General features: G+C 58.8%; 28 protein-coding genes and 2 riboswitches. Of the genes, 11 read left to right on the forward strand and 17 right to left on the reverse strand.

Features of this window, described 5'->3' with window-relative positions:
• Window positions 1-112: 112 nt before the first annotated feature.
• Together L2D14_06120 and L2D14_06125 are read left to right on the forward strand one after the other, a co-directional pair.
• On the forward strand, window positions 113-1,336 hold the full coding sequence (locus L2D14_06120; protein WNK00997.1) for an MFS transporter: 1,224 nt from the start codon (window positions 113-115) through the stop codon (window positions 1,334-1,336).
• Between the two features lie 51 nt (window positions 1,337-1,387).
• Window positions 1,388-1,753, forward strand: a complete 366-nt coding sequence (locus L2D14_06125) for a hypothetical protein (GenBank protein ID WNK00998.1) — start codon at window positions 1,388-1,390, stop codon at window positions 1,751-1,753.
• Window positions 1,754-1,763: 10 nt separating this feature from the next.
• Here the strand turns inward: L2D14_06125 and L2D14_06130 are convergent, their stop codons facing one another.
• Window positions 1,764-2,003, reverse strand: coding sequence for a DUF6356 family protein (locus L2D14_06130; GenBank protein WNK00999.1), 240 nt, complete (start codon window positions 2,001-2,003; stop codon window positions 1,764-1,766).
• A 129-nt stretch (window positions 2,004-2,132) separates the two neighbouring features.
• Between L2D14_06130 and L2D14_06135 the strand changes: the two genes are divergently transcribed.
• Window positions 2,133-2,594 carry an Lrp/AsnC family transcriptional regulator gene (locus tag L2D14_06135; protein WNK01000.1) on the forward strand — a complete coding sequence of 154 codons (462 nt, stop codon included), beginning with the start codon at window positions 2,133-2,135 and terminating at the stop codon, window positions 2,592-2,594.
• Here the strand turns inward: L2D14_06135 and L2D14_06140 are convergent.
• Together L2D14_06140 and L2D14_06145 are read right to left on the reverse strand one after the other, a co-directional pair.
• A complete protein-coding gene (locus L2D14_06140) occupies window positions 2,591-3,010 on the reverse strand; it encodes a VOC family protein (GenBank protein ID WNK01001.1) in 420 nt (139 codons plus the stop codon). The genes L2D14_06135 and L2D14_06140 overlap by 4 nt on opposite strands.
• 4 nt (window positions 3,011-3,014) lie before the next feature.
• Window positions 3,015-3,731, reverse strand: coding sequence for a haloacid dehalogenase type II (locus tag L2D14_06145; GenBank protein WNK01002.1), 717 nt, complete (start codon window positions 3,729-3,731; stop codon window positions 3,015-3,017).
• Between the two features lie 103 nt (window positions 3,732-3,834).
• Between L2D14_06145 and L2D14_06150 the strand changes: the two genes are divergently transcribed.
• Entirely contained in the window at window positions 3,835-4,626 is a 792-nt protein-coding gene (locus L2D14_06150; GenBank protein WNK01003.1) for a DUF1194 domain-containing protein, read from the forward strand.
• Window positions 4,627-4,652: 26 nt separating this feature from the next.
• On the opposite strand, the gene gcvP is transcribed toward L2D14_06150, so the two are convergent.
• From gcvP to L2D14_06180, 6 genes are all read right to left on the reverse strand, one after another.
• Window positions 4,653-7,541, reverse strand: a complete 2,889-nt coding sequence (gene gcvP, locus L2D14_06155; protein WNK01004.1) for an aminomethyl-transferring glycine dehydrogenase — start codon at window positions 7,539-7,541, stop codon at window positions 4,653-4,655.
• The gene (gene gcvH, locus L2D14_06160; GenBank protein ID WNK01005.1) at window positions 7,538-7,915 is read right to left on the reverse strand and encodes a glycine cleavage system protein GcvH; all 378 of its coding nucleotides are present in this window, start codon (window positions 7,913-7,915) and stop codon (window positions 7,538-7,540) included. The genes gcvP and gcvH overlap by 4 nt, the downstream gene beginning before the upstream one ends.
• A 41-nt stretch (window positions 7,916-7,956) precedes the next feature.
• A complete protein-coding gene (gene gcvT, locus L2D14_06165; protein WNK01006.1) occupies window positions 7,957-9,072 on the reverse strand; it encodes a glycine cleavage system aminomethyltransferase GcvT in 1,116 nt (371 codons plus the stop codon).
• Window positions 9,073-9,147: 75 nt separating this feature from the next.
• Window positions 9,148-9,243, reverse strand: a riboswitch (glycine riboswitch).
• Window positions 9,244-9,246: 3 nt separating this feature from the next.
• A riboswitch (glycine riboswitch) is annotated at window positions 9,247-9,338 on the reverse strand.
• 71 nt (window positions 9,339-9,409) lie between these two features.
• Entirely contained in the window at window positions 9,410-9,979 is a 570-nt protein-coding gene (locus L2D14_06170) for a hypothetical protein (protein WNK01007.1), read from the reverse strand.
• A gap of 2 nt (window positions 9,980-9,981) precedes the next feature.
• On the reverse strand, window positions 9,982-10,221 hold the full coding sequence (locus tag L2D14_06175) for a CDGSH iron-sulfur domain-containing protein (protein ID WNK01008.1): 240 nt from the start codon (window positions 10,219-10,221) through the stop codon (window positions 9,982-9,984).
• 94 nt (window positions 10,222-10,315) lie between these two features.
• Window positions 10,316-12,097 (reverse strand): peptidoglycan-binding protein, encoded by a 1,782-nt coding sequence (locus tag L2D14_06180; protein WNK01009.1) that lies wholly within the window; start codon window positions 12,095-12,097, stop codon window positions 10,316-10,318.
• Between the two features lie 125 nt (window positions 12,098-12,222).
• On the opposite strand from L2D14_06180, the gene L2D14_06185 reads away from it, so the two are divergent.
• Window positions 12,223-13,185 carry a homoserine kinase gene (locus tag L2D14_06185; GenBank protein ID WNK01010.1) on the forward strand — a complete coding sequence of 321 codons (963 nt, stop codon included), beginning with the start codon at window positions 12,223-12,225 and terminating at the stop codon, window positions 13,183-13,185.
• Window positions 13,172-13,633, forward strand: coding sequence for a ribonuclease HI (rnhA, locus tag L2D14_06190; GenBank protein WNK01011.1), 462 nt, complete (start codon window positions 13,172-13,174; stop codon window positions 13,631-13,633). The genes L2D14_06185 and rnhA overlap by 14 nt, the downstream gene beginning before the upstream one ends.
• A 123-nt stretch (window positions 13,634-13,756) precedes the next feature.
• Here the strand turns inward: rnhA and L2D14_06195 are convergent, their stop codons facing one another.
• Complete coding sequence (locus L2D14_06195; GenBank protein WNK01012.1) at window positions 13,757-13,927, reverse strand: hypothetical protein; 171 nt, start codon at window positions 13,925-13,927, stop codon at window positions 13,757-13,759.
• Between the two features lie 156 nt (window positions 13,928-14,083).
• On the opposite strand from L2D14_06195, the gene gcvA reads away from it, so the two are divergent.
• Window positions 14,084-15,046, forward strand: a complete 963-nt coding sequence (gene gcvA / locus L2D14_06200) for a transcriptional regulator GcvA (GenBank protein ID WNK01013.1) — start codon at window positions 14,084-14,086, stop codon at window positions 15,044-15,046.
• Between the two features lie 68 nt (window positions 15,047-15,114).
• Here gcvA and L2D14_06205 read toward each other — a convergent pair whose 3' ends face one another.
• Together L2D14_06205 and L2D14_06210 are read right to left on the reverse strand one after the other, a co-directional pair.
• Entirely contained in the window at window positions 15,115-15,594 is a 480-nt protein-coding gene (locus L2D14_06205) for a peroxiredoxin (protein WNK01014.1), read from the reverse strand.
• Between the two features lie 123 nt (window positions 15,595-15,717).
• Entirely contained in the window at window positions 15,718-17,886 is a 2,169-nt protein-coding gene (locus tag L2D14_06210) for a protein-disulfide reductase DsbD family protein (protein ID WNK01015.1), read from the reverse strand.
• A 216-nt stretch (window positions 17,887-18,102) separates the two neighbouring features.
• On the opposite strand from L2D14_06210, the gene L2D14_06215 reads away from it, so the two are divergent.
• The 3 genes from L2D14_06215 to L2D14_06225 all read left to right on the forward strand — a co-directional run bounded on the left by L2D14_06215 (window position 18,103) and on the right by L2D14_06225 (window position 19,887).
• Window positions 18,103-18,690 (forward strand): YqgE/AlgH family protein, encoded by a 588-nt coding sequence (locus L2D14_06215; GenBank protein WNK01016.1) that lies wholly within the window; start codon window positions 18,103-18,105, stop codon window positions 18,688-18,690.
• A 76-nt stretch (window positions 18,691-18,766) separates the two neighbouring features.
• Window positions 18,767-18,997: a hypothetical protein gene (locus tag L2D14_06220; protein WNK01017.1), complete on the forward strand. Its 231-nt coding sequence runs from the start codon at window positions 18,767-18,769 to the stop codon at window positions 18,995-18,997.
• Between the two features lie 14 nt (window positions 18,998-19,011).
• Window positions 19,012-19,887 carry a CoA ester lyase gene (locus L2D14_06225; protein WNK01018.1) on the forward strand — a complete coding sequence of 292 codons (876 nt, stop codon included), beginning with the start codon at window positions 19,012-19,014 and terminating at the stop codon, window positions 19,885-19,887.
• 4 nt (window positions 19,888-19,891) lie between these two features.
• Here the strand turns inward: L2D14_06225 and L2D14_06230 are convergent, their stop codons facing one another.
• From L2D14_06230 to thrC, 3 genes are read right to left on the reverse strand one after another with little or no spacing between them, the layout of a single operon-like run.
• Window positions 19,892-20,089, reverse strand: a complete 198-nt coding sequence (locus tag L2D14_06230) for a DUF3553 domain-containing protein (protein ID WNK01019.1) — start codon at window positions 20,087-20,089, stop codon at window positions 19,892-19,894.
• Window positions 20,090-20,093: 4 nt separating this feature from the next.
• Window positions 20,094-21,350, reverse strand: a complete 1,257-nt coding sequence (locus tag L2D14_06235; GenBank protein WNK01020.1) for a pitrilysin family protein — start codon at window positions 21,348-21,350, stop codon at window positions 20,094-20,096.
• Window positions 21,347-22,756 (reverse strand): threonine synthase, encoded by a 1,410-nt coding sequence (gene thrC, locus L2D14_06240; GenBank protein WNK01021.1) that lies wholly within the window; start codon window positions 22,754-22,756, stop codon window positions 21,347-21,349. The genes L2D14_06235 and thrC overlap by 4 nt, the downstream gene beginning before the upstream one ends.
• Before the next feature lie 165 nt (window positions 22,757-22,921).
• Here thrC and L2D14_06245 point away from each other — a divergent pair, with 165 nt between their 5' ends.
• A complete protein-coding gene (locus L2D14_06245) occupies window positions 22,922-23,884 on the forward strand; it encodes a TAXI family TRAP transporter solute-binding subunit (protein WNK01022.1) in 963 nt (320 codons plus the stop codon).
• Between the two features lie 2 nt (window positions 23,885-23,886).
• Here the strand turns inward: L2D14_06245 and L2D14_06250 are convergent, their stop codons facing one another.
• Both L2D14_06250 and L2D14_06255 read right to left on the reverse strand, forming a co-directional pair.
• Complete coding sequence (locus tag L2D14_06250; GenBank protein WNK01023.1) at window positions 23,887-25,398, reverse strand: carboxypeptidase M32; 1,512 nt, start codon at window positions 25,396-25,398, stop codon at window positions 23,887-23,889.
• Window positions 25,399-25,413: 15 nt separating this feature from the next.
• Entirely contained in the window at window positions 25,414-26,355 is a 942-nt protein-coding gene (locus L2D14_06255; GenBank protein ID WNK01024.1) for a heme o synthase, read from the reverse strand.

Raw genomic sequence — 26,355 nt, forward strand, 5'->3', positions numbered from 1 at the left:
GCACTGCACATGACCCGAGGAAAGAAAGCGCCAGAAGAACGAGCAGGGATTTCAATGAATACATAACGACAATATAGACCGGCGCGCGGCCAGCGGCTACGGTTGGCGAAACATGAGCACAGACGCCCAAAATCCCGAGATTTCCAAGAATCTTGCCTTCGCCACCATCACCGGCGTCACCGCCGTACAGGTGATCGCCACGATGGCGATGCTGATTCCGGCCGCCGTCGCACCGGAGATCGCCAGGACCCTGGATTTGCCGGTATCCATGATCGGTTTCCAGATTTCACTGGCATATGTGGGCGCAACCCTGATGTCGTTGGCCGCTGGGCTGGTGCAGCGCCGTTTGGGCGCGGTCCGGGCGAACCAGGTCGCTGCCTTTGTTATTATGGCATCGCTGTCGGTTATTGCGATTCCGCATGTCGCCATGCTTGGTATGGGAACGGTCGGGCTCGGTGTGGCTTACGGATTAACCAACCCGGCGGCAGCGCACTTGATGATGAAGATTGCGTCCGGTGCCAACCGAAACCTGATTTTTTCCATCAAGCAGACAGGACAGCCGCTTGGCGGTGTCGTCGCCGGGCTGGTTGCGCCGCCGATCGCGGTCGCTTTCGGCTGGCAGTGGTCGTTGCTGGCGGGGGCCGGTCTTGCATTTGTGGTCATGTTGTCGATTCAGCCGTTACGGACATTGCTGGATGGGGACCGAGACCCCCGGACAAAATTCCGGGGTGCGGTGTTTCGCGATCTCGGCCTCGTGCTGCGCAATCGGAACCTGCGTTTACTTGCTTTGCTCGGGCTTTGTCTGGCGGCGGTCCAGCTTGCGCTGATGGGGTTTGCCGTTGCGATGCTGGCGGATGAAATTGAGCTTGATCTGGTAACGGCCGGTGTCGGGTTGGCCGTAATTCAAATCGCCGGCGTGATCGGCCGGATCGGCTGGGGGGCGGTTGCGGACCGGACGCACAATGCCAGATACACGCTGATTGCGACGCAGCTTCTTTCCATCGTCGCGGCATTACTGACGGCCATGCTGGCACCCGGCATGCCGATCTGGGTGATCTTTGCCGTGCTGTTTCTGTTCGGGTTTTCGGCGGTCGGATGGAATGGCGTGTTCATGGCGGAAGTCGCCCGGATGGCACCGGAGGGCAGGATCGGCAGTGCAACCGGCGGCGTATTGGTGCCGGTTTTTATCGGCGTCATGATCGGCCCGGTCCTGTTCACCGGCATCCACGAGGTGCTGGGTCTGTATACCGTTTCATTCGCCGCTGTTTCTGTTCTGACGGTGATCGGGATATTACCGATGATGGTGATCGGGCGCACTGCGCGAAAAATACCCTAACCCTATACCCAATTCAGCATTTGCCCATTAGTATCGGGTCAGGAGAACGCCATGCCTTATGCTTACCGCGACGAGAACGGGAATATCCTTGCCGTATATGAACAGCCCGTCGAGGGCTGTGACGAGGTAGCGCCCGACGATCCGGCATTGAAAGCATTCATTCAAAAGAACCTTCCCACGGCTGGCGTTGACGATTGGGTGCAGTCGGATTTGCAACTGGCCCGCGTGCTCGAGGATTTGATCGAAGTGCTGATCGACAAAAAGCTGATCATGTTCTCCGACTTCCCCGCCGGCGCCCAGAAAAAGCTTTTGGAACGCCGCGGTTTGCGTAAAGAATTCTCGTATGTCGAAGACCTGTTCGTCGGCGGTGAGGATTTCGAGGATTCAGACGGCAACAACTCCGGCGGACTTTTTTAGCCGGTTTCCCTCAGACAGACTCGGATAGCTGCGCCGAGTTCGGTTTGCGAACTCGTCCGGGCCCGGTGCGCTGATATAAATCGGCGATCATGCGGCTTGCAGTTTTTTCGAACACGAACGGCAGCACGGCATGCACCGCGCAGACCGCCGCCGCCAATAACATGGAAGCGGCGAAACCGGATGCCATACCCATATGCTCGAAATAGGATTCGCCGACCGAGTGCGGATGCCGTGTGAAGTGCTCAAGCATGAAAATCTCCGTATGCCTTAGGTTTTTCTTGAAGAGAATATACGGCGTATTTCCTGAAAGAAGTTTGCTTTTTAACTACAATATGGTCATATTTTTAGAAAAATATTCTAATATAATAGGAATATTGAAATGGATGGGTTTGATCGTAAAATTCTGGCGGTGCTTCAGGAAGATGCCTCAATGCCGGTCGCTGAAGTCGCCGATGCCATCGGCCTGTCGACGACCCCATGCTGGCGGCGCATCAAGAATATGGAAGATGCGGGGGTTATCCGGCGCCGGGTTGCGGTCCTCGACCCGGTCAAAATCAATGCCGGTGTCACGGTTTTCGTTGGCGTGAAAGCCGGGCGGCATGCGGCGGATTGGCTGGACACCTTCGCCAGTGCCGTGCAGGAGATCGACGAGGTGATGGAAGTCTACCGGCTTTCCGGAGAAATCGATTATCTGCTGAAAATTGTCGTGCCGGACATTGCGGCGTATGACGATGTTTATAAACGCCTGATTGAAAAATCCGACTTTGCCGACGTCAGCTCGTTCTTCGCGATGGAGGAGGTCAAGTCGACGACGGCTTTGCCGTTGGGGTATCTGAGCTAGTCGCCGTAAGCCGGCCCCTTGAGTTCAAGCATGTTGCCTTCGGGATCGTCGAGATAGATTGAGGGCCCTTCGCCTTCGGCACCGTTACGGGTTTCAACCGGGCTTGCCGTGATGCCTTCGGCGGAGAGATACCCGAGAATGGTATCGCTGTCCCATGGATCGATGCGCAGGCAAAGATGGTCCATGTTCAGACCGTCTTTGCCGGGGGCGGCGCCCCCCTTGCGGCCAAGTTCGCCGTTCACGTCAACCAAATCGATCAGGGTGCGGCCGGCGCGAAGTTGAAACAGCCCAAGGCGCTCAATCGGACGTTCCATGCTGCAGCCAAGTACGCGCTGATAGAAATCGAGCATCACGGCAATATCGCGTGCCCGGATCACGACATGATCGATGCCCAGTATTTTAAATGGAATAGCCAAAACCCTAGCACCCCATAGCGTCGGCAACCCCTTCGGCGCTGTCGGTGATGATGTCCCAGTCGCTGGTTGCTTCGAAGTCCTTTGACTGATCGACACCGTATTCGGTCGGCCGGTTTATATAGGCGGTCCGCATGCCTTGTTCGCGTGCGGCTTCAAGGTCGTCGTTATGCGCGGCACCCATCATGACCTCGCCCGGTTCCATGCCGAGCAGGGCAATCGCGTTCTGGTATACGCGCGGGTCGCGTTTATAGGCCTTGTGCATGTCGCTCGAGAAGACGAAGTCCCAGGGAATGCCGGCACGCTTGGCCATGCCGGCGAGCAGTGTCAGCGATCCGTTGGAAAGCGGCGCGATGAGGAATTTTTTCTTGAGACGCAGCAGACCCGGAATGCTGTCCGGCCAAGGATTGATCCGGTGCCAGGCACGGGTCAGGTGATCGCGCTCCGCTTCGTCGAGCATATCGAGACCGAACTGCGGCAGGATTTCTTCGAGCCTTTCGCGGTGGATGACGTCGATCGGTGTCCATTCACGCTCTCCCGAGATGACCGGCTTCATGCCGGGACGGTAGCCGGCGCGCCAGGCGCGGGCGAAAGCATCGCCGTCGAATTCCGTTAACCCCTTGTTTCGGGCGACAATTTCGCCCTCTCGTGCAATCGAGGACCGCCAGTCGGAAATGGTGCCGAATGTATCGAATACGATTGCCTTGACGTTATTCATGGTCATGTCGTTGACTCCTCCCATGGATAACTTTCGCCGGTTTCCCCCGACCGATCAAGGCATGGACAGGCCCAGTCCAAAGGCAATTAGTTTTGTCCGCGCTTTGTCCATGTTTCTGCTGATCATGTTGACGGCCGCGCGCCCGGCGCCAGCCCAGGCGCAGGAAGGTCTGGTGGATCTTGAACTGATCATCGCCGTCGACATTTCCGGTTCCGTCGATGATGACGAGGCCTATCTGCAGCGCCAGGGCTATATCAAAGCTTTCCGCGATCCCAAGGTGATTGAGGCAATCCAGCGGGGATTCCATGGCGCAATCGCCGTAACGTTCTTTGAATGGGCCGGGGCGCACCATCAGCTGACGCTGGTGGACTGGAGCTATATCAATAGCCCGCAAAGCGCCAACGATTTTGCCGATGCATTGGCGTTCGAACCGGTCATGGTCAATGTCTGGACGTCGATCAGCGGCGCCATCTCGGCGGGGATCGACCGGTTCAGCCACAGCCCCTTCAAAGGCAAGCGCAAGGTAATCGATATTTCAGGCGACGGCGCCAATAACGATGGCCCGCCGGTTGTTCTGGCACGCGAACGGGCTTTGAGAGCAGGTATCACCATAAACGGATTGCCGATCGTCAACGACAAGCCGAGCCGCTATGGACGGCGGCAGATTCCCAACCTTGATTACTATTACATCGATTGCGTGATCGGCGGGCCGGGGGCTTTCATCATCGTTGCCAACGGTTTTGAGGATTATGCCCGTGCCGTCCGCCGCAAGCTTATCCTCGAAATTGCCGGGGCTGTGCCTGCAAAACCCAGGACCACAGGCTTCATTCCGGTGCTCGGCCATGACCGCCCGCCATGCGACGTAGGGGAAAACCTGCGTCAGGATTGGGACGACTTCTAAGCCGTCCCGGATTTCCCGATCTCTTATTATTCCGCAGCTTCCTGATAAGCCTCGATCGCCGGGCAGGTGCAGACCAGGTTTCTGTCGCCATGCGCGTTATCGATACGCCCGACGCTTGGCCAGTACTTGTCATGACGCAGTCCGGTGGCGGGATAGGCGGCGATTTCACGGGTATAGGCGTGGTTCCAGTCGTCCGCCATGACGACGTCTGCCGTGTGCGGGGCGTGCACCAGCGGGTTGTCGTCCGCGGGCCATTCCCCGGCTTCGATCCGGTGCGCTTCGGCGGCAATCGAAATCATGGCTTCGCAGAACCGGTCCAGTTCCTCGCGCGGCTCTGACTCCGTGGGTTCCATCATTAGTGTGTGCATGACGGGCCATGACATGGTCGGGCTGTGAAAGCCGTAATCCATCAGGCGTTTGGCGATGTCGTCCACGGTAATGTGTGCGGCGTTCTGAATCGGCCGGGTATCGATGATACACTCGTGTGCGACCAGCCCGCCCGGACCGGTATAGAGAATCTTGAAGTGATCCTTGAGCCGTGCCGCGACATAGTTCGCATTCAGGATGGCCGCCTGTGTCGCTTTCTTCAGACCCTGACCGCCCATCATGGCGATATACGCCCACGATATCGGCAGGATGGATGCCGAGCCCCAGGGCGCCGCCGAAATCGCACCGATCCCGTTTTCGGGACCACTCTCCGGGACCACCGGGTTCCCCGGCAGGAAGGGTGCCAGATGTTCGCCGACGGCAATCGGGCCGACGCCCGGTCCACCGCCGCCATGCGGGATGCAGAATGTCTTGTGCAGGTTCATATGCATCACGTCGGGGCCGAAACGTCCCGGACGGCATATGCCGACCATCGCCTGCAGGTTGGCGCCGTCCATGTAAACCTGTCCGCCGTTGGTATGAACGATGTCGCAGATGTCCTTGATTCTGGTTTCAAACACACCGTGCGTTGACGGGTAGGTGACCATGAGGGCGGCCAGATTGTCGGCATTGGCTTCGGCTTTTTTCTGCAGGTCCTCGACATCGACATTGCCGTGATCGTCGCAGTCGACGACAACGACTTTCATATTCGCCATGACGGCGCTGGCCGGATTGGTGCCGTGTGCGCTCGACGGGATCAGGCAAATGTTGCGGTGGTCGTCACCGCGTTCATGATGATAGGCGCGTATCGTCAGAAGCCCCGAGTATTCACCCTGCGAGCCGGCGTTGGGCTGCAACGATACCGCGGCAAACCCGGTGATCTGGCATAGCTTGGCTTCCAGATCCTTAATCATCTCAAGATAACCCGAAACCTGATCCAAGGGCTGGAAGGGATGGATCTTGCCGAAGCCCGCCCAGGTGATCGGAATCATCTCGGATGCGGCGTTGAGTTTCATGGTGCACGATCCAAGGGGGATCATCGCCCGGTTCAGCGCGAGGTCCTTTTCCTCCAGCGCGCGCAGATAGCGCATCATCGCGGTTTCCGAATGATGTGCATTGAAAACGGGATGGGTCAGGATGTCGCTTTCGCGCAACAGCGATTCTGGCAGGCCGTCTTCCGATTCCGCATCCAGCTTGGATATATCCAGGCCATGGTCCTCGCTGCCGGAAACAATTGCCAGCAATGCGGCGATATCGTCACGGGTCGTCGCTTCGTTCACGGAAACGCCGACGCGGTCCGCATCCATGCGGCGTAAATTAAAACCTGCTGCGACGGCACGCTCGTGAATGGCTTCGGCGGCGCCCGGCGTCTTCAGGGTCAGGGTATCGAACCAATTGCCGTTTTCGACCTCGATTCCAAGTTCTCTGAGACCGGCGGCCAGAATAGACGTCAAACGATGGACGCGGCCGGCAATCCGCTTCAACCCGTCGGGACCGTGATAAACGCAATACATGCTGGCGACATTGGCCAGCAGGACCTGGGCGGTGCAGATGTTCGATGTCGCCTTTTCGCGGCGGATATGCTGCTCGCGGGTTTGCAGCGCCATACGAAGCGCCTGTCTACCCTGCGCGTCGATGGAAACGCCGATAATGCGGCCCGGTACGGAACGGCGGTATTCCTCGCGCGTCGCCATGAACGCCGCGTGCGGCCCCCCGAACCCGAGCGGTACACCGAAGCGTTGCGCCGAGCCGACGACGATATCCGCGCCCCATTCGCCGGGCGCTTTCATCATGACCAGCGCCAACGGGTCGCAGGCCACGCTCAGCAGCGCGCCGGCGTCATGGATCTTGTCGGCCAGGCTTGCGTAATCGTGCACATCGCCATCGACGGTCGGGTACTGCAGGACCACGCCGAAAACCTCGGCCGGGTCCAGGTCGTTGAACGGATCGCCGGTTTTGACCGTAAAGCCGAGCGGGTGGGCCCGGGTTTCGATGACGGCGATGGTTTGCGGCAGGCAACTGTCGGCGACAAAGATCGTGTCGCTTTTGCTTTTGCCGGAACGTTTCATCAACGTCATCGCCTCGGCGGCGGCGGTGCCTTCATCAAGCAGCGAAGCATTGGCGAGGGGCATGCCGGTCAAGTCGATGATCGCCTGCTGGAAGTTCAACAGTGCTTCCAGCCGACCTTGTGAAATTTCTGCCTGATACGGGGTATAGGCGGTATACCAGCCTGGATTTTCGATCAGATTGCGAAGGATAACGCTGGGTGTGAGCGTATCGTGATAACCGAGACCGATCATGGATTTCATGATCTTGTTCTTATTCGCCATCCGCGCCAGCTCGGCCAGGGCCTCGTCTTCGGTCATCGCCGGTTCGTCGAAGGCTTCTTCTGTACGGATGCCGTCCGGCACGGCCTTGTCGACCAGCTCATCAAGGCTCTTCAGGCCCACCACGCCGAGCATTTCATCCAGATCGCTATCCGACGGTCCGATGTGCCGGCGGACAAACGCGTCCTTTTGTTCGAGGTCGTCGAGGCTGACTCGGCTCATTCATCAAGCTCCTTCAGGAATTCCTTGTATGCGGCGGCGTCCATGAATTCGTCGAGTTCGGTCATGTCGGACAATTTGATTTTGAACAGCCAGCCGTCACCCTCGGCGTGCTCGTTAACGGTGGTCGGGGCGTCGGCAAGGTCTTCGTTGACCTCGACGATCTCGCCGGAGCAGGGGGCATAGACTTCGCTCGCCGCTTTGACGGATTCGACGACACAGGCTTCATCTCCCTGATCAAGGGTTGCGCCGACTTCAGGCACTTCGACATAGACCAGTTCGCCCAGTTGCTCCTGTGCATGGTCGGTAATGCCGACGGTGCCGATTTCGCCATCGATGTCGATCCATTCATGTTCTTTGGTGTACTTCGTCGTCATATTCTCTCTCCTGCTTGTGCGCGATCCCTGTGTGTCAGGGATTATCCCTTGAAATAACGGTGTGGTTGAAACGGCATTTTAACGACCGTGGCCGGCACCATGCTTTTGCGCACGGCAAGCTCAAGTGCGGTCGCGGCGCTGGCGTGATCGGAGGCGACATACCCCATGGCGATCGGGCCGCCGACGCTGGGACCGAACCCGCCTGACGTTACCGTGCCTATAACATCGGCGCCGGGTGCGTGAATGACGGTTCCGTCGCGGGCCGGGGCGCGGCCTTCGGGCAGAATGCCGACGCGCTTGCGTTTCGGCCCCTCCGTCAGTTCACCGATGATCCGGCCGGCACCGGGAAAATCAGCGGCTTCACGGCGGCGTTTAGAAATCGTCCAGGCCAGACCGGCCTCGATCGGCGAGGTTTCTTCATCGAGATCGTTGCCATACAGACAAAGCCCAGCTTCAAGCCGGAGGGTGTCTCGCGCGCCAAGCCCGATCGGCATGACGTCGTCATGATCGCAAAGCGATTCGGCGATGGCTTCGGCATTCCCGACAGGCATGGAGATTTCATAGCCGTCTTCACCGGTATAACCGGACCGCGTGATATGGCAGCGGACACCATCGATTTCCGCTTCCAAGGCACTCATGAAGGCCATCTTTGCCGTCGCCGGCACTATGGCGGACATCACGGCGGACGCTTTCGGCCCCTGGAGGGCGATCAGGGCGCGGTCCTCGAGAATCTCCAGCTCGGCCAACCCTGTGGCCGCGGTGGCAATCAGGGGAAGATCGATGTGTTTACGCGATGCGTTGACGACGATGAACAGCTTGTCTCCCCAACTGGTGACGATCAGGTCGTCGACAATGCCACCGGCGTCGTTGGTGATCATGGAATAGCGGCCATGTCCGCGATGCAGCGCCTGTACGTCGCCGGGCACCAGCTTTTCCAGTGCCTTTGCCGCCTCGGTACCATGCAGCCATGCCTGCCCCATGTGCGAGACATCGAACAGCCCTGCTTTTTCGCGGGTATGTCTGTGTTCCTCGATGATTCCGGCTGAATACTGGACGGGCATTTCATAACCTGCGAACGGCACCATCTTGGCGCCCATGCGTCGGTGAAAGTCTGCCAGTGGTACGGTTTTCAGGTCTTGTGCGGTGTTCTGTCCCACAGATGTCCCCTTAAAACAGATGGTCGCTTCCAGCCGACCTGGGGCAGAATGCCTTTCGGTCGCTCAAAGCGCCCCCTCTGTCTCGGAACCTGAAAGTGTCACCCCGCCGATATCGGAGGCAGGGTTTACATCTTCGGTGGGTGTGGCTGAAACCACATCCGCTTTCCAGAGCCTCAACCCGTTGCGGTCCTTTTGCCTGAGAGATTCCGGGGCGGTTGCTCCTTCGGCGCCGACATCAATGTGCCGGTCTCTCCCACAACGGTGTGACGAGGATCTCGTCTTCATTCGGGATCATTACAGATGCCGGTGAAACGGTCAACATGACCCGGTGTGTAACTTACTGCAACCGGTCCTGAATTGCTTTGCGGTTATATTCGACCTGATCCTTGGTCAACTCGAAGCCGCTATAGATCAGATAATAGTTGTTGCGAATTTCCGGCGTGATCGGAATTTCCACCGTTGTCGGCGGCGGCAGAACGACGAGCTTCGTTCTGTTCCCCTTGAAAGAAACGGTCATTGTCAGGGGTTCACGATAAAGGATGTTCTTTTTTGGATCGGTGACGATAACGAAATAAGGAAGCGACGCCGTCTGTGTAGCATTGGCCGGGCCCATTTCAGCCGCAATGACAGGCGCGACTTCGACGAGCATCTTTCCGGCGTTGGTGTCGTTATCGATATCGGTTATGCAGCCAAGCTGCATTTCGCCGATCTGTGCACGAACCTCAACATCTGTAATGTCACGGCCGGGGCCGTCGCGGAATTTTGTGATCGTGGCGGCATCTTCAAGAACAAAGTAATCGGGACACTGCAGGACAGTCTTCTTTTCCGTGAACGGAACATTGACGTTTTCACATGCGACAAGCGTGATTGCCGCCAGGACCGCGAATATTCCGGGATAAAGGCGCATTGTCACAGGTCCGAATGCGTGCCGTCGCAGAATGGCTGGTCTGAAGTTTGCTTGCAGCCGCACAAATATGCGGTTTCGCTCTTTTCAGCAGTAAAGACAACAGGCGCCATGCCGACTTCCTTGTGCTTGCCGTCGCAGAACGGCTGGGTCGAACTTAACCCGCAGGCACACCACGCGTACTTTTTACCTTCGACAAGTTCGACGGCGTAAGGTTCTTTCTGTGCAATCGTCGGGCCTGCCATGGGGTATCCTTTCCTTGTATTGTCAGGCGGAAATGTAAAGGACGCTTGGCTGGGCGACAAGCAATGGTCTCTTCAACGCCCGAAGCCCTGGTACTCAAGGGGCACTTGGCGCACGCCCCCGGCCCGGATCGACAAGGCTGATCAGGGTGGCGGCGAGCTTGGCGAGGGTCCGCGAGCGGCTCCAGGCGTTGTCGATATGCCGCGCAATTGCAATGCCATGCCCAAAAGCGCCCCATGCAGCATCATTCTCACCGTTGATGGCGTGACCTTCCGCGATATCCGCGAACATCCATACCCGGCTCAAATCTCCGGGAATATCGTCGGTTGCCGCCTGCGCCAAAGACTCGGTGTTCGACCAGGCATCATCGCCTACGGCTTGCTGACGGGCGGCGATCAGCCAAAGCGTATGCGCCTTGAGCCGGCGGTCATCGATTAATTCAGCGGCTTCGACGGCGCGTTTTGCCGCTGTCCTGAATGCCGCCATGCTGTTCTCACCGGTATCAGCCTTGTCGCCGTGGATTTGCGTCAGGGCAAGGGAGATGCGGCTGATGGCGAATGATCTCGCATATGGCCGGTCAATCCGGTCAATTGCCGCGAAAGCAAGCTCCAGTGTCGTGTCGGCATCATCAATACGTCCGGCATGTGCCTGCGCCAGTGCAATCCGGCCCAGCAGGATGGCCCGATAACGGACGTTCTCTATGCCGGAAGCCGTTGCCAGGGCGGCAACTGCATCGCCGGCCCGGGCCTGTGCCTCGGCGGCGGACATCAGGACGGGGATCTTGTCCGACGGGCTTGATACGGCATCCAGCATCTCAAGGGCACGCGCGGTTTCTTCCATGTCGGCCAATGCCGATGCAACGTATCGGATACCGGCGCTTTTGGAACTGTCGCGCGGCAGTGCGCGGGCATCCTGTTCGGCGATTTGCAGTTCGATCTCGGCCAGATCGCGGGCGTCGGCTTGGGCATAGATAACGGCGGCGCGGGCTCTGAAGGCGATTTGTTTCAACTTGTCGCCGACGTCATCGATATCGGACAGCAGTCTTTCCAGGGTTTTTTGCGCATCGCCCTTGTCGCCGCGGCGAACCTGAATTTCGGCGATGGCGGCAAGGGCATCGGCCTGTTTTTCACGGTCGGGAATGATTCCCGCGGCGGCCAGCGCATCGTCTGCCCGCCCCGTCGCGGCCTGGGCCTCGGCTATGTCGCGAAGGGCCACCATGACAAGTCGCGGGTCCTTGATCCGGGCCGCAGTCTCCATCGCCTTTTCACCCAGTCCGGCACGCGCCTCGGCGATCAGGATTTCCCCGAGGGCCCAGTCGCGAAGCTCCGCTTTGGCAATGGCTTTCGCACTCTCAAGCGCTTCGGCGAGCAGGCACAGCGTCGTCGGGCTTTTGAAACAGGCGGATGCATCGCGAGTCGGGTCGGCGGTCTCGCCGGTGTTATCGGTTTTCATCAGGTCGCGGGTGGCCGGATGGTTCATCAGTTTTGAGCGGGCATCCTTGATGCTTTGCGAACGGGCATCCTCGAGCTGACGCATCAGTTTGCGCACACCGACGGCGTATTCCAGTTTGCCGATCAAATCCATGGTGATGCGGCCAGACGGATCGATTCCGTTGGCGCGCTGGTAAATGCGAATGGCGGCGCGGGTCGATTTGTCGAGAACGCCGTCTTCCGGCCCAAGGTACAGGCCCAGCTTGGACAAAGCCTGCTGGGCGCGGCGAACCATCGGGCTGGGCTGTGTGCGCGAAGCTGCGGCAGGCTGTTCGTCCAGCGGCGGCAGGGAAGCCCGCGCAGGGATGCCGGGCAAGGCAAAAAGGCCCGCGCACAGCGCAAGGACGGCCGCATATCGCGCCTTCAAGATATATCCGGTGCGTCTCATTCGTTCCGGTCGCTTTCCAGCTACGATCCAGTTGCCGGTTAAATTATAGCCGATTTTCTGTTTCAATGCCGCGCTCATTCAGATGCGCACTTGGCGTCGGGGTATCTACCCCTTAAAACGCCCGGATGGCGGTTTACACGGAAATTGATGACGATGCACTGATAGACTTCATTGCCGGTTACGACATCGGCGAGGTGCTGTCGTGCAAGGGTATTGCCGAAGGCATTGAAAACTCCAATTTCATCGTTACCACGACGACGGGTCCCTATATCCTGACGCTCTATGAAAAGCGTGTTCAGATTGAGGATTTACCGTTCTTTCTGGGGCTGATGGACCACGCGGCGGCGCATGGCATTCCATGTCCGGTGCCGCTGCGGACGAAGGCCGGCGAAACGCTTCGCGAACTTTCCGAACGACCCGCGGCGGTCGTCAGTTTTCTCGCCGGTATGTGGCCGAGGCGGCCGACGGTGGAACATTGCCGCCAGGTCGGCGAAGCGCTGGCGCTTTTTCATCTGGCGACGGAAGGCTTTCCCCTGAAACGGGCCAATGCGCTGGGTACGGATTCCTGGGCGGGACTTCTGAAATCGTCGGGTGACGGTGCCGACAGCGTCAAAAAAGGCCTGAGCGACATGCTTTCAGGGACGCTGAAGGAGCTCACGGCGGAGTGGCCGGATGACCTGCCGAAGGGTGTCATCCACGCAGATCTTTTTCCGGATAATGTCTTTTTTCGCCAGGACCACCTTTCAGGCATGATCGATTTCTATTTCGCCTGCAACGATCAGTTTGCCTATGACATTGCGATCTGCCTGAACGCCTGGTGCTTTGAGCCGGACCTGAGTTTCAATGTGACCAAGGCACGAAGGCTTCTGCGCGGCTATCAGGATGTGCGTCCGCTGACCCGCGCCGAAATCGACGCCATGCCGCTGCTGGCACAGGGCGCGGCGATGCGGTTCTTGCTGACGCGGCTTTATGACTGGCTGCATACCCCTGAAGACGCGTTCGTGACACCGAAAAGCCCGATGGAATACATCAGGAAGCTCGAATTTCATCGGCGTGTAAAAGGACCGGAATCCTATGGCATCGACTGAGCCGGACGAAAATACGATCGAGATATTCACCGATGGTGCGTGTTCCGGGAATCCCGGTCCCGGAGGCTGGGGTGCTATCCTGCGCTGGAAAGGTCATGAGAAGGAGCTTTGCGGCGGCGAAGCGGAAACCACCAACAACCGCATGGAACTGATGGCGGCGATTCGCGCCCTTGAGAGCCTCAAGCGGGATGCCAGGGTCAATATCTATACGGACAGCACCTATGTTCGTGACGGGATTACGTCATGGATACATGGGTGGAAGCGAAACGGCTGGAAAACAGCCGCCAAGAAACCGGTGAAGAACGAGGATTTGTGGCGCCGTCTGGACGAGGCAATCCGTAGTCATGATGTCGAGTGGCATTGGGTCAAGGGTCATGCAGGGCACCCAGAGAATGAACGCGCCGACGAGTTGGCGCGCCAGGGCATATCCGAAACCGCCGGCCGTTAGGTTTTCCGGAATTCACATAAAAAAAGGACACAGCCTTATGGGAGGCTGTGTCCTTTCAGGTATCCCGCGTACAGGCTTCGCAAGGGAGGTCGCGATGCATACGGGAGATTACAGGGTCGCAAATCAGGCGTGTCCGAGGCTCCAGCGCATCCGCTGTGCAGCGTTCGTTGCGTTACCGCCAGCGGCATTGTACTCGCGGCCTTTGACTTCGGAGCCGACCGGGTCGCCCCAACGGTCACGGGTGGCGGATTGACCGGGGAACCAGTTGGCGAATTTCTTGCTGTTATTGAACATGTGCTTATCCTCATGCCTTGCCCAACCAAATCGGGCTGTAACTTTCTGAAACCATATGTACGCTTGACCTTGTTGGGGCACAAAGGATAGTTTTTCATTCTATGCATGAGTATTTATTCATGTATAATTCATGCATGATTGCTGATTGGACTTGAAATGGCGCATCTTCCGCCGATTGCCGCGCTTCGTTCCCTGGCTTGTGCCGCCCGGCATTTAAGCTTCACCAAGGCCGCTGAAGAGTTGAACGTGACGCAGAGCGCCGTCAGCCATCAGATACGTCATATCGAGGAATTGTGGGATATCCAGCTCTTCGAACGCAGGCCCCGTCAACTGCTGCTGACACCGGCAGGGGAGCAGTTGGCAGGAATCGTCAACGACTTCATCGACGAGCTTGGCAAGGCGCTGGATGAGTTGAAGGCGGAAGAAGGTCATACCGCGTTGCGGGTCGAGATGCTGCCCTCGCTGGCCGTGAAGTGGCTGGTGCCGCGGTTGCAGTATTTCAGGGCCGAGCACCCCGAGGTCGATGTCTGGCTGTCGACGCGCCAGGATATTCGCCCGGCAATGAGCAGTACCCTTGATGCTGTGATCACGTTGGGCGACGGACAGTATCCGGGTTTCGCTTCGTGGGAGTTAATGCGCGATTATGTGATCCCTGTGGCAAGGCCACGGCTGCTTGAAGAATACGGCATGCCGGAAACGCCGGCGGATCTGTGCATGTTGCCGCTTTTGCTCAGGCACTCGGGTGTTCTGTCCCCCGGTTGGGAATACTGGTTCGATTACGCCGGCGTCCCGCCGGAGGTCTATCAGTCGGCGTTACGGGAAGGGACCCGTTTCCCCGACACCAACATGGCTATTCAGGCCGCGTTCGAAGGGCAGGGCGTGGCGCTGGCGCGTAGCGCGCACGTATGGGAAGACCTGGAGACCGGGCGATTGGTCAGGCTGTTCGATATCCATTGCCCGTCGGACGTGTCGGTTTATTTCGTGTGCCGGAACGATCAGGCCGAAAGACCGGCGCTGATCGCGTTTCGCGACTGGCTGCTTCGCGAAGCCAAGCAGTCCCAGGCGGCATTCGATGCGGCGGAAAAGGATTTGCCGAAGGGCAAGGCGGAAAAGCGTTAGGCCAGGGTATAAAGAGGGCCTGGGAAATTGAGGGCGCCACCTGGCGGCAGCGCCCACAAATCCGGAACTTAAAGTTCGCTCAGCATCGTTTCGGCGCTGGTTTTCTCGAACACACCTTCATCAATGTGCAGTGATTCTACCGTGCCATCGTTCACGACCATGGAGAAACGCTGACAGCGGACACCGAGGCCGCGCGCCGTCAGGTCAAGCTCGAGGCCGGTGGCCTTGGCGAAATTGGCGGAGCCGTCAGCCAGCATGGTCACGGCGTCGCCGACATTCTGGTCCTTGCCCCAGGCGCCCATAACGAACGGATCGTTTACCGATACGCAGGCAATCGCATCGATTCCCTTGGCTTTCAGGGCGTCAGCGTTGGCAACGAAGCCCGGCAGGTGCTTGGCGGAGCAGGTCGGCGTAAAGGCGCCGGGGACGCCGAAAACAGCGACTTTCTTGCCGGCGAAGAAATCATCGGTCTGAACGGCATCGGGGCCGTCTCCGGTCATGACGTTGAGCGTGACGCTCGGAATTTTGTCTCCCACCTTGATGGTCATAGTGTCTCTCCCGCAGGTCGTTGTTTAAAAATATGGTTCTGCCGGCACGTGCGGCGTGCCCCACAGATAGGGTTATTGGCCGGTAATGCAAAGGATTTTTCGCGTTAACATAAACGTTAACGGCTATTTCAGGCTGTCTGCCAGCCGCTCCGGCGCGGCGCTTCTGAAGCCTGCCATAACGTTTTCCTCGCCCAGCAGTTCCGGTAGCGCAATTCCGTTCGGCGCGGCAGCACCGTAGACGGCATTGAAGGGGATACCGTATCGCCCGAACGATGCCAGATAAGCGGCGATGTCGGGGTCGGGTCGGGTCCAGTCCGCCTGCATGGCAATCACGTCCGGGCTGTTGAGCAATTCCAGAATCCGGCCTTGTTCAAGAACGAACCGTTTGTTGACCTGACATGTTATGCACCAGTCGGCGGTGACATCGACGAAGACAATCATCCCTTTCCCGGTCAGGCGATCGATGGCAGCGGGGTTGAATTTTTGCCATTTGATTTTGCTGACACCGGGCGTGGTTGTATCGAGCGGACCGTTAATATCGCCGATTTGCGCCGTCGTGATCGCGGCAAAAGTCGCAAGAACGAGGGCGAAAGGTGTCGCTTTCCTGATTTCAGGCACGGTGTGCATGACCGGTCCAAGCCAGAGCCCAGACAGGATCAGCAGCGCCCCCGTCAGAATTGCGGCGAAAAGACCGGCGGCGCCTGCAAGGACGCTAAGCAACCACAAGGCTGTGGCGGCGAGCGCCAGGCCCAGGACGAATTTCAGCCGCACCATCCAGGGGCCGGGTTTCGGCATGAACGTTACAAGCCGCGGCAATGCTGCAATTAATAAATAAGGGGCGGAAAGGCCGAGCCCGAGCACGGCGAATACGGCGATAATGTCGCTCGGTCCCCGGGCCAGGGCAAAACCGATGGCGGTGCCCAAAAACGGTGCCGAGCATGGCGTCGCCAGCAAGGTCGCGAAAATACCCTGAAGAAAATGTCCGAAAATGCCGCTGCGCGCACCGGTGCCTTGCCCGACATTGGCTATGGCGCCGGGAAGACGGAATTCGAAAAATCCCCACATGTTACAGGCGAAAAGCGTGACCAGAAACGCCATGATGATCAGGAACCAGGGTTGCTGGAACTGAATCCCCCAGCCGATGGTGGCCCCCACCGATTTCAGCGCAATCAATCCCGATGCCAGGACAAGAAAGGCAAACACGATGCCGCTGGCGGAGGCCAGAAAACTGAGCCGTACCGTGCCGGGCGCAGACCCGCCATGTTTGACGACGCTCAGGAACTTCAGTGACAGCACCGGCAAGACGCAGGGCATCAGGTTAAGGATCAGGCCGCCGAGAAGCGCAAATAGCAAGATCACGGGCAGGGTATAGGCATCAGGCGCCATCGGCGCCGACGCCAGAAGATCGGGGGCGTAAGGCTTGGGTGCGGCGAGGGAAACATCCGCTTCCATGGACCGGCCGCCATCAAGGAGTGTCAGCGTAAATGTGCTTCCGCTCAGGTTTGCGGCGGCTTCCTTCGGCGTGCCGGCATAGCCCGACACCGGAACGCGTAACACGGCTTGCCGGTTGCCGTTATCGATGTGCACTGCAGGTGCGCCGTATCCAAAGCCGACGGGGCCTTCGAGAAACAGGTCCGGCCCCTTGAAGGGGATTTGCGAGGATGCACGCGCAACGACGTAAAGGCCTTTATCGGATGCTTCTGTCCATGCCGCCTCTATGTTTAGGCGCGCAGCGTCACCCGAACGGGGTACACGGGAATCGTATTGGCCGATGATATGCGCCATCGCGGTGGGTGCACCGTCACCGGCGGGCAACGTCATTGTCAACTGCGCATCATAGGGGATGCAGATTTCCTTGCAGGTGAGATACCGGACTGCGGTCTTGATTTCAGCGGGCTCAGCCGGGTTCGGGGCCTCGATATTGAAAGGCAGGACGACGGCGTTCTCATAGCCGAGCGTTTCCAGGCCAAGCACGGAAAACCTTTCCGGGACCGGCCACCGTATTGCGCCGATCTCTGCATTCGAAGTGGTCTTGAAATCGGGCTGCGGCGGAAAACCGGCATCGCCGGGAGAGCGCCAGTAAACCTTCCAGCCGGGTTTCATGCGAAACTGCAACCCGGCCAGTACCTTGCCGTCCGTACCGAGACCGTCGCGCGCCGCGATCAGCCGGACGGCGGACTGCTCTTCCTCTGCCCAGTCCGAACTGGCGATGCCGGCCAAAGCCAACCCGGCCGGGGCCGTTACGGCCACTGTCAGGGCAAACACAAGAATGAGCAGAATGCGGTTCATCATCGTCCAGTCACATTTCTCCGGATGTCTATATGATTCGCCATACTCTTGGCGTCAACACAAGGGCGAAGGTCGATCTCACACATTGTTGAATGGGCTTGAGATGCATAAACTGCAGCGTGTTTTTGCCAGCCGCATCCAATGTGTCATAATGACGCCGCAATCGCTGCACAAACTGTTTCAAATCTGACGAATGCCCGCGAACGGACGGAGATGTGCGTGAGAGGTTTTTTAAAAGAGGGTTCCAGCGAAGACAGCTACCTGACAGGCAGGTTTCTTGTAGCCATGCCCGGGATGCAGGATGATCGCTTTCAGCAAACCCTGATTTATATGTGCGCGCACGGCCCCGAAGGGGCGATGGGTCTTGTCGTCAACAAACCGATGGACTCCATCAGCTTTCCGGACCTGCTGAGCCAGCTGGATATCTCCATGCCGCCGGCGGGTGAGGGGATCGAGGTTCTATTCGGCGGCCCCGTCGAAACCGGTCGTGGTTTTGTTCTGCATTCCCCCGATTACATGCATGACGCGACCATGGTTGTGGATGACGAAGTCGCGTTGACCGCAACGGTGGATGTGCTGCGCGCCATCGCCGATGGCTCGGGGCCAAGGCAGCGCCTGCTGGCGCTTGGCTATGCCGGCTGGGAGAGCGGGCAGCTGGATGAAGAAATCAAGGCCAACGGCTGGCTCAGCGTTGATGCCGATCCGCAACTGCTTTTCGATTCCGACATCGGCTCCAAATGGGAACGCGCCATGGGTAAACTCGGCATCGATCCGCTGATGCTGTCCGATCGGGCCGGGCATGCCTAAGTCACGGCGTCCCGGTGGACGGGGTCATGGGAGCGGAAAGCCAAAAACAGCGGGGAAAGCCGATCCGGATGCCTTCATGCGCGAGCTTATCCAGCGCATGGATGCATGCGATACCGCCGAAAAACTCAATGACGAGGTTCTGATGCCCTTCGTACTGGCGCTCGAGAAAGTGTGCGGTGCGCGTGGGTATGTCATGAACATCTATGGGGAAACGGCGAATATCGTTTTTTCCGGCAATGAAGAGGATGCGGAAGCGATTTACCAGATCGTCGAAGCCTACATGGATGATCAGCAGGACGACGACTGATCGGCCGCCCGAACATGACCGCATCGAAACCGCAATTTGATCACAACCTGACGACATGGCTGTTCGTGACATCGATCGACGTTGATCAGATCAAAGCCGCCGCCGATGCCAGACCCGATTGCGTGATTGTCGATATGGAGGACTTCACGCCTCAGCATTTACGCGAACAGGGGCGAAAGCGCCTCGCCGGGACCTTGTCGAGCATTGCCGATGCCGGCGTTATCCCTTGCGTCAGGATAAACCCGACGGGGTCATCCGATCATGCTTCCGACCTTGCGGCCGCCCTTGATGCGGGGGCACGCATCATCGCCCTGCCGAAAACAAGCACGGCTGCGGAACTGCACGCCCTCAACGATGCGATTGCAATGCACGGCGGCGCGGCGCGCACCAAGCCCCAGTTGCTGCCGAATATCGAAACGGCAGAAGGCCTGGTGAATACGTATGCAATTCTCAAGGAAGCACCGCCGTTGATCGGCTGTCTGGTTGCGTCCGAAGATATGACGACAAGCCTTGGCGCGCCACGTGATAGAAGCGGGACCGCAATCCGCTATGCGCGCGAAAGGTTTTTGCTGGAATGCCGGGCCGCCGGAGTCGCACCGGTCGATTGCCCCTATACCTGGGCCGACCATGAAGGTCTTGTCGAAGAGACGGAATCCGCCAAGGCGCTCGGCTATCATGCGAAATCGGCGGCACGCGCCGATCAGATTGCCGTGATTCGTGAAATTCTCGAACCGAGCGAAATGGAAATTGCGCATGCGCGCCTGTTGATGGAAACCTTCGAGGCCGCCGAGCGTGAAGGCCGCGACCGGGTCGAGGTGAATGGACAGATCGCCGAGCGGCCGTCGTACCTCAATGCCAAGGCGCTGCTGGAAAGGGTGAGCGCGCGTTAGGGTTTCAAGCCCTGTCGTTCGGATCGACGACCGCCAGTTCAATGACCGAGCCGTCGACGATCAGCTTGCCCGCATTTTCGAAATTCACCGTGATCCTGTCGCCGACGACGGTTTGAACCCGGCCAAGCCCAAGCTCAGGCGCTTTCGGGTGACGAACGAACGAGCCTTGTGAAATCAGGAAATTGCCGGGATGCAGCGCCATTACGTCAGTTGAATCGGGCGCTGAGGCTGTCAGCGGATTCAAGACCCTTCACCGGGCCGATGGCGGAGACACTGGGCACACCCCGGAACAGCCGTTCGGCAACAGCGCGCACGGCGTCATCATCGACGGCGTCGATCTTGGCGACGATTTCTTCCGGCGGGATCGGACGGTCAAACAGCATGAGATGGCGGGCCATCTGTTCGGTTCTGGACGATGTGCTCTCACGGGCCATGAGGATGCTGGCCTTGAGCTGGGCGCGGGCGCGCTGGGTTTCCTCGGCTGTCAGCGTCTTGGCGACCTTGTGCGCTTCATCGACGAGCAGCGGGATCAGGTCGCCCAGATGTTCCGCGCCGGTGCCGGCGTATATGCCAAAAATGCCACTGTCTTCGTAGCACGACAGGAATGAATAGATGGAATACGCAAGGCCGCGTTCCTCGCGCACTTCCTGAAACAGGCGCGACGACATGCCGCCGCCGAACACGGTGGATAATACCGACGCGGCATAGAAATCGTCATCCTTGTAGCCGACACCATCGAGACCGAGGACGATGTGCACCTGTTCCAGATCGCGGTCGAGGCGAATGTCGCCACCCTTGTAGCGCGCTGTTTCGCGACCATTTGCCTTTAGCTGGGGCAGCGGCGCGAAGGTTTCCGAAATCAGCTCGACCAAATGATCGTGATCGACCTTGCCGGCGGCGCAGAACAGGCTCTGCGGTGCGGTATAGCTCTGGCTGCGGTATCCGTCCACGTCGCTGCGATCGAGCGAGCGGATGATTTCCTCGGTGCCGAGCACCGGGCGGCCGATGGCCTGTTCAGGGTAGGCGGCCTCCTGAAACAGATCGAAGACAATGTCGTCGGGGGTGTCGTGGGACTGGTGGATTTCCTGACAGATGACGGATTTTTCGCGCTCCAGTTCCTGCGCGTCCATGGTGGCGTGCATGACGATGTCGGAAACCAGATCGACGGCGAGATCGATGTCGTCTTTCAGGACTTTCGCGTAATAGGCCGTGTTTTCACGGGACGTATAGGCATTCAGATGGCCGCCGACGGCTTCGATCTCTTCCGCGATCTGCCGTGCGGTCCGCCGTTCCGTGCCCTTGAAGACCATATGCTCAAGCAGATGAGAAATGCCGTTGACCTCGGCCGCTTCATCGCGGGCGCCGATCCCGACCCATGTGCCGAGCGTAACCGTCTCGACGTTCTGCATGCTGTCGGTGGCGACGCGCATGCCGTTGTCGAGTGTCGTGACGCGAACGCTCATGAGACCTCCGCCGGTGTGCCGAGGGTGTCGTTCACCAGTTGCTCGATGACCTCAAGGCTGTTGTCGATCAGCTCGGCGCGTTCTTCGCGTTCATACAGATCGGCCATGCGTTCCGGCAACGGCGGACGGACTCCGGTGGCCGCCTCGACGGCGTCGGGGAACTTGGCCGGATGCGCCGTCGACAGAACCACCATCGGCGTGCCGTCCTTGTCTTGCCTGGCGCGTGCCGCGGCAAGGCCAACCGCCGTATGCGGATCGATCAGCATGCCGTTTTCCTGATACAGGGCGCGGATCGTTTCCGTTGTCTGTTTGTCGTCGAAACGGGCCGCCGAGAATTTTTCGCGCACCGCGTTCAGCATGCCCTGATCGACGCGGAAGCTGCCTTCAGACCTGAAGGTCGTCAGGGTGCTTTCGACCTTGGCCCCGTCCCGGCCCATCATGTCGAACAGCAGACGCTCGAAGTTGGATGAAATCTGAATGTCCATGCTGGGGCTGAGCGTCGGCACCACGGCATCGGTGCGCATTTCGCCGCTTTCGAAAAAGCGCGCCAGAATATCGTTGGCGTTGGCGGCGACGATGAATTTCTTTACCGGCACACCCATTTTCATGGCAGCGTATCCGGCGAATACGTTTCCGAAGTTGCCTGTGGGAACGGTGAAGGAGACTTCACGATCCGGCGCACCCAGATGCAGCGCCGCATGAACGTAATAGACGATCTGCGCCATGACGCGCGCCCAGTTGATGGAGTTCACGGCGGACAGATGATGACGGTCGCGGAAGGGCGTGTCGTTGAACATCGCCTTCACCAGGTCCTGGCAATCGTCGAAAGTGCCGTGCACGGACACGTTGTGAACATTGTCGGCCAGTACGGTCGTCATCTGGCGGCGCTGGACTTCGGAAACCCGGCCTTCGGGAAACAGCATGAAGATATCCAGGGAATCCTTGCCCTTGCAGGCCTCGATGGCGGCGGATCCAGTATCGCCCGATGTCGCGCCGACTATGGTGACCCGTTCACCGCGTGCCCGCAGCACATGATCGAACAGACCGCCCAGCATCTGCATGGCGACATCCTTGAACGCCAGCGTCGGACCATGGAACAGTTCCATCAGGTGAATGTCATCGCCGATGCTGACCAGCGGCGCAACCTCGCCGCCGTCGAATACCGAATAAGCCTTGGTGATGATGGCCATCAGCGCATCGTCATCGATACAACCGCCGACGAACGGCTTGATCACCCGCAAAGCAAGTTCATTGTAGCTGAGCGATTTCATCGCCCTGAGATCGTCGGCGCTGAACCGCGGCCACTCCGCAGGAACATATAATCCGCCGTCACGGGCAAGGCCGCTCAACAGAACATCGTCGAAAGCAAGCTCCGGCGCACGCCCACGGGTCGAAATATAACGCACTGAAAACCTCCCTCTCGGGGCGCTAACGTAGGCGCCCCCGGCAATTTTGCTAAACCTATCCATCGAAGCGCGGTGAAACAAGGACGACGGCATGCTTGTTGATTGTTGATGTCAAAATCGCACTCGGGCATGATTTAACCGGTTTCTTTGAGGGAGGACCGTCCAGTGAACATCAAGCCCCTGAAATTCCTGCTCGGTTCGGTTTGTCTTCTTGTTCTTTCGGAGACGTCCGGCGTGCAAGCCGCCGACAAGGTGGTGATCGGGACAGGGGGTAAGACGGGGATCTATTACGCAACCGGACAGGTGCTCTGCGATCTTTTAAAGACCAAAGGGTTCGACTGCGATGCGCCGCCGAGCGGCGGCTCGGTCGCCAACCTGAATGCGCTCAAGGCCGGTGAAATCAGTTTGGCGATGGCGCAGTCAGACTGGCAATTCCACGCCCAGCACGGTTCCAGCAAATGGGAAGGTAACAAGATCGACAACCTGCGGGCCGTCTTTTCGGTTTATGCAGAGCCGATGCAGGTGGTCGTCAACCGCGATGCCAAGATCAAAAACTGGTATGCCCTGAAGGGGCACAGCATCAACATCGGCAATCCCGGCGCCGGGCATCGCGAAACGATGGAAGAAATGCTCGATGCGCAGCGCTGGAAGCTCGATACCTTCAGTGCCGTCAGCGAACTGCCGTCGTCCGAGCAGGTCGATGCCTTCTGCGCCGGTAAATTCGAAGCTTTCGTCTATGCCGTCGGGATTCCGAACGCCGCCATGCAGCGTGCCGTCGGTGAATGCAACGGGATGCTGATCGAGCCGCACAACACGATCATTCGCAAGTTGGCGACGGCAGCCCGGCCTTATTATTCGAAAGTAAAAATCTCCGCAAAGACGTATTGGGACGGTCAGAAAAAAGTCGACACCTTCGGTGTCATGGCGACGCTGGTGACGACGGCAAATGCTGATCCGTCGATTGTCGATGCGCTTATTAAAGCCGTGTTCGAGGATTTCGAGGGCTTTAAATCCAGACATCCCGCCTATGCCAATGCGACGCCGGAAGTAATGGTCAGTGACGGGCTGAGCGCACCGCTGCATGATGCGGCGAAGGCGTATTATATGTCCAAAGGCTGGATCAAGTAAGCTCAGGCGGGCAGGTAGCGCGCCTTCATGTGTGCCTTGAACGGGGCAGCCTGCAACGGTCGGCCAGTGGCCCGGCGCAACAGTTCAGGACCTGACAGCAAACGGCCGTTGGCATGGATGTTTTCACGCAGCCAACTTAACAGCACCGAGAAATCACCCTTGGCAATATCACCGGGAATGCCGGGATGCGCGGCACATGCGGCCTGATATACCTGGGCCGCTGTCATTGCGCCCAGTGTATATGTCGGGAAATAGCCGAGCGCGCCATCATACCAGTGAATGTCCTGCAGGCAGCCCTGGGCGTCGTTCTCAACCTCGATACCGACCAAGCCCTTGAAGGCGGTGTTCCAGGCGTCAGGTATGTCGCGTACGGCGAGCTTGCCGGCGATGATGTCTTTTTCCAGCCGATAGCGGACGATCACGTGCAGCGGGTAGGTTACTTCGTCGGCGTCGACGCGAATGTAACTGCGCTCGACCTTGTGATAGAGCTTGAGAATGTTTGCCGCATCCCATGCCGGACCGCTGCCGTTGAAGGTCTCGCGGATCAGCGGCAACGCGAATTCCAGGAACTCGGGCGAGCGGCAGACCTGCATTTCCATCAACAGCGACTGGCTTTCATGGATCGACATGCCAAGCGCGGAGCCCACGGGCTGCAACCGCCATTTTTTCGGCAGGCCCTGCTCGTAAAGGGCATGGCCGGTTTCGTGCAACACGCCCATCAGCGCAGAGGTAAAATCGCTCTCGTCATAGCGGGTCGTGATGCGAACGTCATCTGGAATGCCGCCACAGAACGGGTGATGGCTGACATCAAGGCGGCCGCGGTCGAAATCGAAGCCCAGCACGTCCATGAACTTCATGCCGAGCTGGCGCTGGGTTTCCTCGGGGAACGGCCCTGCCGGCATGATCGCCGGTGCGGTTGCGGCCTGATGCGTCAGAACGTCATCCAGGAAACCCGGCAGGAACGCCGCGAGATCGTCGAGCACGGGGTCAATGTCGGCGGCCCGTCCGCCGGGTTCGTAGGAATCCAGCAAAGCGTCATAGGGGTCGAGGCCGAAGACCTCGCCGATTCGTTGTGCTTCCTCGCGGACGAGATCGACCAGCATACCCAGAGGTTCCGCGACAATGCTGAAATCGTTCTCTGCACGGGCACGCCGCCAGGCCTGCTCACAGGTGCTCGACGTCCTTGAAAGTTGCGTGACAAAGCTTTCATCGAGCGCTGAAGCACGCTGGTGACGGCGTTCGATCTCGTGCAGGTTCGCGGCCTGCCATGCATCGAGCATGGCGGCATCATTCTTTGCCGCATCGATCAATCCGGCGGTCTCTGCACTGACGAGGAGCCCATGCGAGATGGCCTTTAACTCGGCCAGTTGTTCCGAGCGCGCATCGGCACCGCCCGTCGGCATGACAGCGGCATAATCCCAGTGCAGCATGGCTTCGGCTTCACCGAGCAGGGCAATGCGGCGAAAGCGGGCTTCCAGTTGTTCGTATGGGCCGGAGAGGGACGCGTCTGGCATTGTCTGAGCGGCGGCCTAGACGACCGGGATAAACAGCAGCCGGTCCGCGATCATCGCCAGGAAAATCATGAACAGATAGAGGATCGAGAACAGGAACAAAGGCTTGGCCGGTTCCGTGCCTTCGACTTTCCAAAGACGCCAAGTGCGCTGCCAGAACATCACGCCCAGCACGGCGGCGGTGATTAGATACAGCCAGCCGGAAACGCCCAGGAAGCTTGGCGCCAAGGTGGCGGCGATCATCAGGACGGTATAAATCAGCATCTGGCGCTTGGTTTCGCGCTCGCCGGCGACAACGGGCATCATCGGCACGCCGGCGGCGGCGTAATCGCCGGTCCGGAACAATGCCAGCGCCCAGGAATGCGGCGGCGTCCAGAGGAAAATAATCATGAACAGAGCAATCGCGCCCGGATCGATCGTGCCGGTGACCGAGGCCCAGCCGACCAGCGGCGGAAATGCGCCGGCAGCGCCGCCGATGACGATGTTCTGCGGTGTGCGGCGTTTCAACCAGGCGGTATAGATAAAGACATAATAAAAGATCGTCATCGCCAGCAGGCCGCCGGCGACCGAACTGACATGGACAGTCATCATGACGATGGAGCCGATGGCCAGAAATACGCCATAAACCAACGCCAGTTTCGGATCCATCCGCCCGGCCGGGATCGGTCGATCCATCGTGCGGCGCATGATGCGGTCGATATCGCGGTCGTACCACATATTGATGGCGCCTGCCGCGCCCGCGCCGATGGCAATGCAGAGAACGGAAATCAGGCCGGTCTTGGCATCCGCGCCACCCGGCGCCATGAGGATGCCGACAAGCGCCGTAAACACGACCAAGGACATAATCTTCGGTTTCAGAAGGACGGCAAAATCGTTGATCCGGAACCGCGGTTCGTGCGGTTCCGTTGCCGTTGTCTCCAGATTTTGCAGTGTCACGTTGCTGCGACCGCTATCGCTCAT

It is taken from the genome of Thalassospiraceae bacterium LMO-JJ14, from assembly GCA_021555105.2.
In the GTDB taxonomy this organism is placed as follows: domain Bacteria; phylum Pseudomonadota; class Alphaproteobacteria; order Rhodospirillales; family Casp-alpha2; genus UBA4479.

What these genes read in the sequence shown, in the direction of transcription:
- gcvA (WNK01013.1), top strand. Translation starts at nt 14,084, where the DNA reads ATGGCGCATCTTCCGCCGATTGCCGCGCTTCGTTCCCTGGCTTGTGCC.
- gcvH (WNK01005.1), bottom strand. Translation starts at nt 7,915, where the DNA reads ATGACGACGAAGTACACCAAAGAACATGAATGGATCGACATCGATGGC.
- L2D14_06220 (WNK01017.1), top strand. Translation starts at nt 18,767, where the DNA reads ATGCGCGAGCTTATCCAGCGCATGGATGCATGCGATACCGCCGAAAAA.
- gcvP (WNK01004.1), bottom strand. Translation starts at nt 7,541, where the DNA reads ATGAGCCGAGTCAGCCTCGACGACCTCGAACAAAAGGACGCGTTTGTC.
- L2D14_06180 (WNK01009.1), bottom strand. Translation starts at nt 12,097, where the DNA reads ATGAGACGCACCGGATATATCTTGAAGGCGCGATATGCGGCCGTCCTT.
- L2D14_06225 (WNK01018.1), top strand. Translation starts at nt 19,012, where the DNA reads ATGACCGCATCGAAACCGCAATTTGATCACAACCTGACGACATGGCTG.
- L2D14_06205 (WNK01014.1), bottom strand. Translation starts at nt 15,594, where the DNA reads ATGACCATCAAGGTGGGAGACAAAATTCCGAGCGTCACGCTCAACGTC.
- L2D14_06235 (WNK01020.1), bottom strand. Translation starts at nt 21,350, where the DNA reads ATGAGCGTTCGCGTCACGACACTCGACAACGGCATGCGCGTCGCCACC.
- L2D14_06255 (WNK01024.1), bottom strand. Translation starts at nt 26,355, where the DNA reads ATGAGCGATAGCGGTCGCAGCAACGTGACACTGCAAAATCTGGAGACA.
- L2D14_06230 (WNK01019.1), bottom strand. Translation starts at nt 20,089, where the DNA reads ATGGCGCTGCATCCCGGCAATTTCCTGATTTCACAAGGCTCGTTCGTT.
- L2D14_06175 (WNK01008.1), bottom strand. Translation starts at nt 10,221, where the DNA reads ATGGCAGGCCCGACGATTGCACAGAAAGAACCTTACGCCGTCGAACTT.
- L2D14_06170 (WNK01007.1), bottom strand. Translation starts at nt 9,979, where the DNA reads ATGCGCCTTTATCCCGGAATATTCGCGGTCCTGGCGGCAATCACGCTT.
- L2D14_06250 (WNK01023.1), bottom strand. Translation starts at nt 25,398, where the DNA reads ATGCCAGACGCGTCCCTCTCCGGCCCATACGAACAACTGGAAGCCCGC.
- L2D14_06125 (WNK00998.1), top strand. Translation starts at nt 1,388, where the DNA reads ATGCCTTATGCTTACCGCGACGAGAACGGGAATATCCTTGCCGTATAT.
- rnhA (WNK01011.1), top strand. Translation starts at nt 13,172, where the DNA reads ATGGCATCGACTGAGCCGGACGAAAATACGATCGAGATATTCACCGAT.
- L2D14_06185 (WNK01010.1), top strand. Translation starts at nt 12,223, where the DNA reads ATGGCGGTTTACACGGAAATTGATGACGATGCACTGATAGACTTCATT.
- L2D14_06195 (WNK01012.1), bottom strand. Translation starts at nt 13,927, where the DNA reads ATGTTCAATAACAGCAAGAAATTCGCCAACTGGTTCCCCGGTCAATCC.
- L2D14_06120 (WNK00997.1), top strand. Translation starts at nt 113, where the DNA reads ATGAGCACAGACGCCCAAAATCCCGAGATTTCCAAGAATCTTGCCTTC.
- L2D14_06135 (WNK01000.1), top strand. Translation starts at nt 2,133, where the DNA reads ATGGATGGGTTTGATCGTAAAATTCTGGCGGTGCTTCAGGAAGATGCC.
- L2D14_06145 (WNK01002.1), bottom strand. Translation starts at nt 3,731, where the DNA reads ATGACCATGAATAACGTCAAGGCAATCGTATTCGATACATTCGGCACC.
- L2D14_06130 (WNK00999.1), bottom strand. Translation starts at nt 2,003, where the DNA reads ATGCTTGAGCACTTCACACGGCATCCGCACTCGGTCGGCGAATCCTAT.
- L2D14_06210 (WNK01015.1), bottom strand. Translation starts at nt 17,886, where the DNA reads ATGATGAACCGCATTCTGCTCATTCTTGTGTTTGCCCTGACAGTGGCC.
- L2D14_06150 (WNK01003.1), top strand. Translation starts at nt 3,835, where the DNA reads ATGTTTCTGCTGATCATGTTGACGGCCGCGCGCCCGGCGCCAGCCCAG.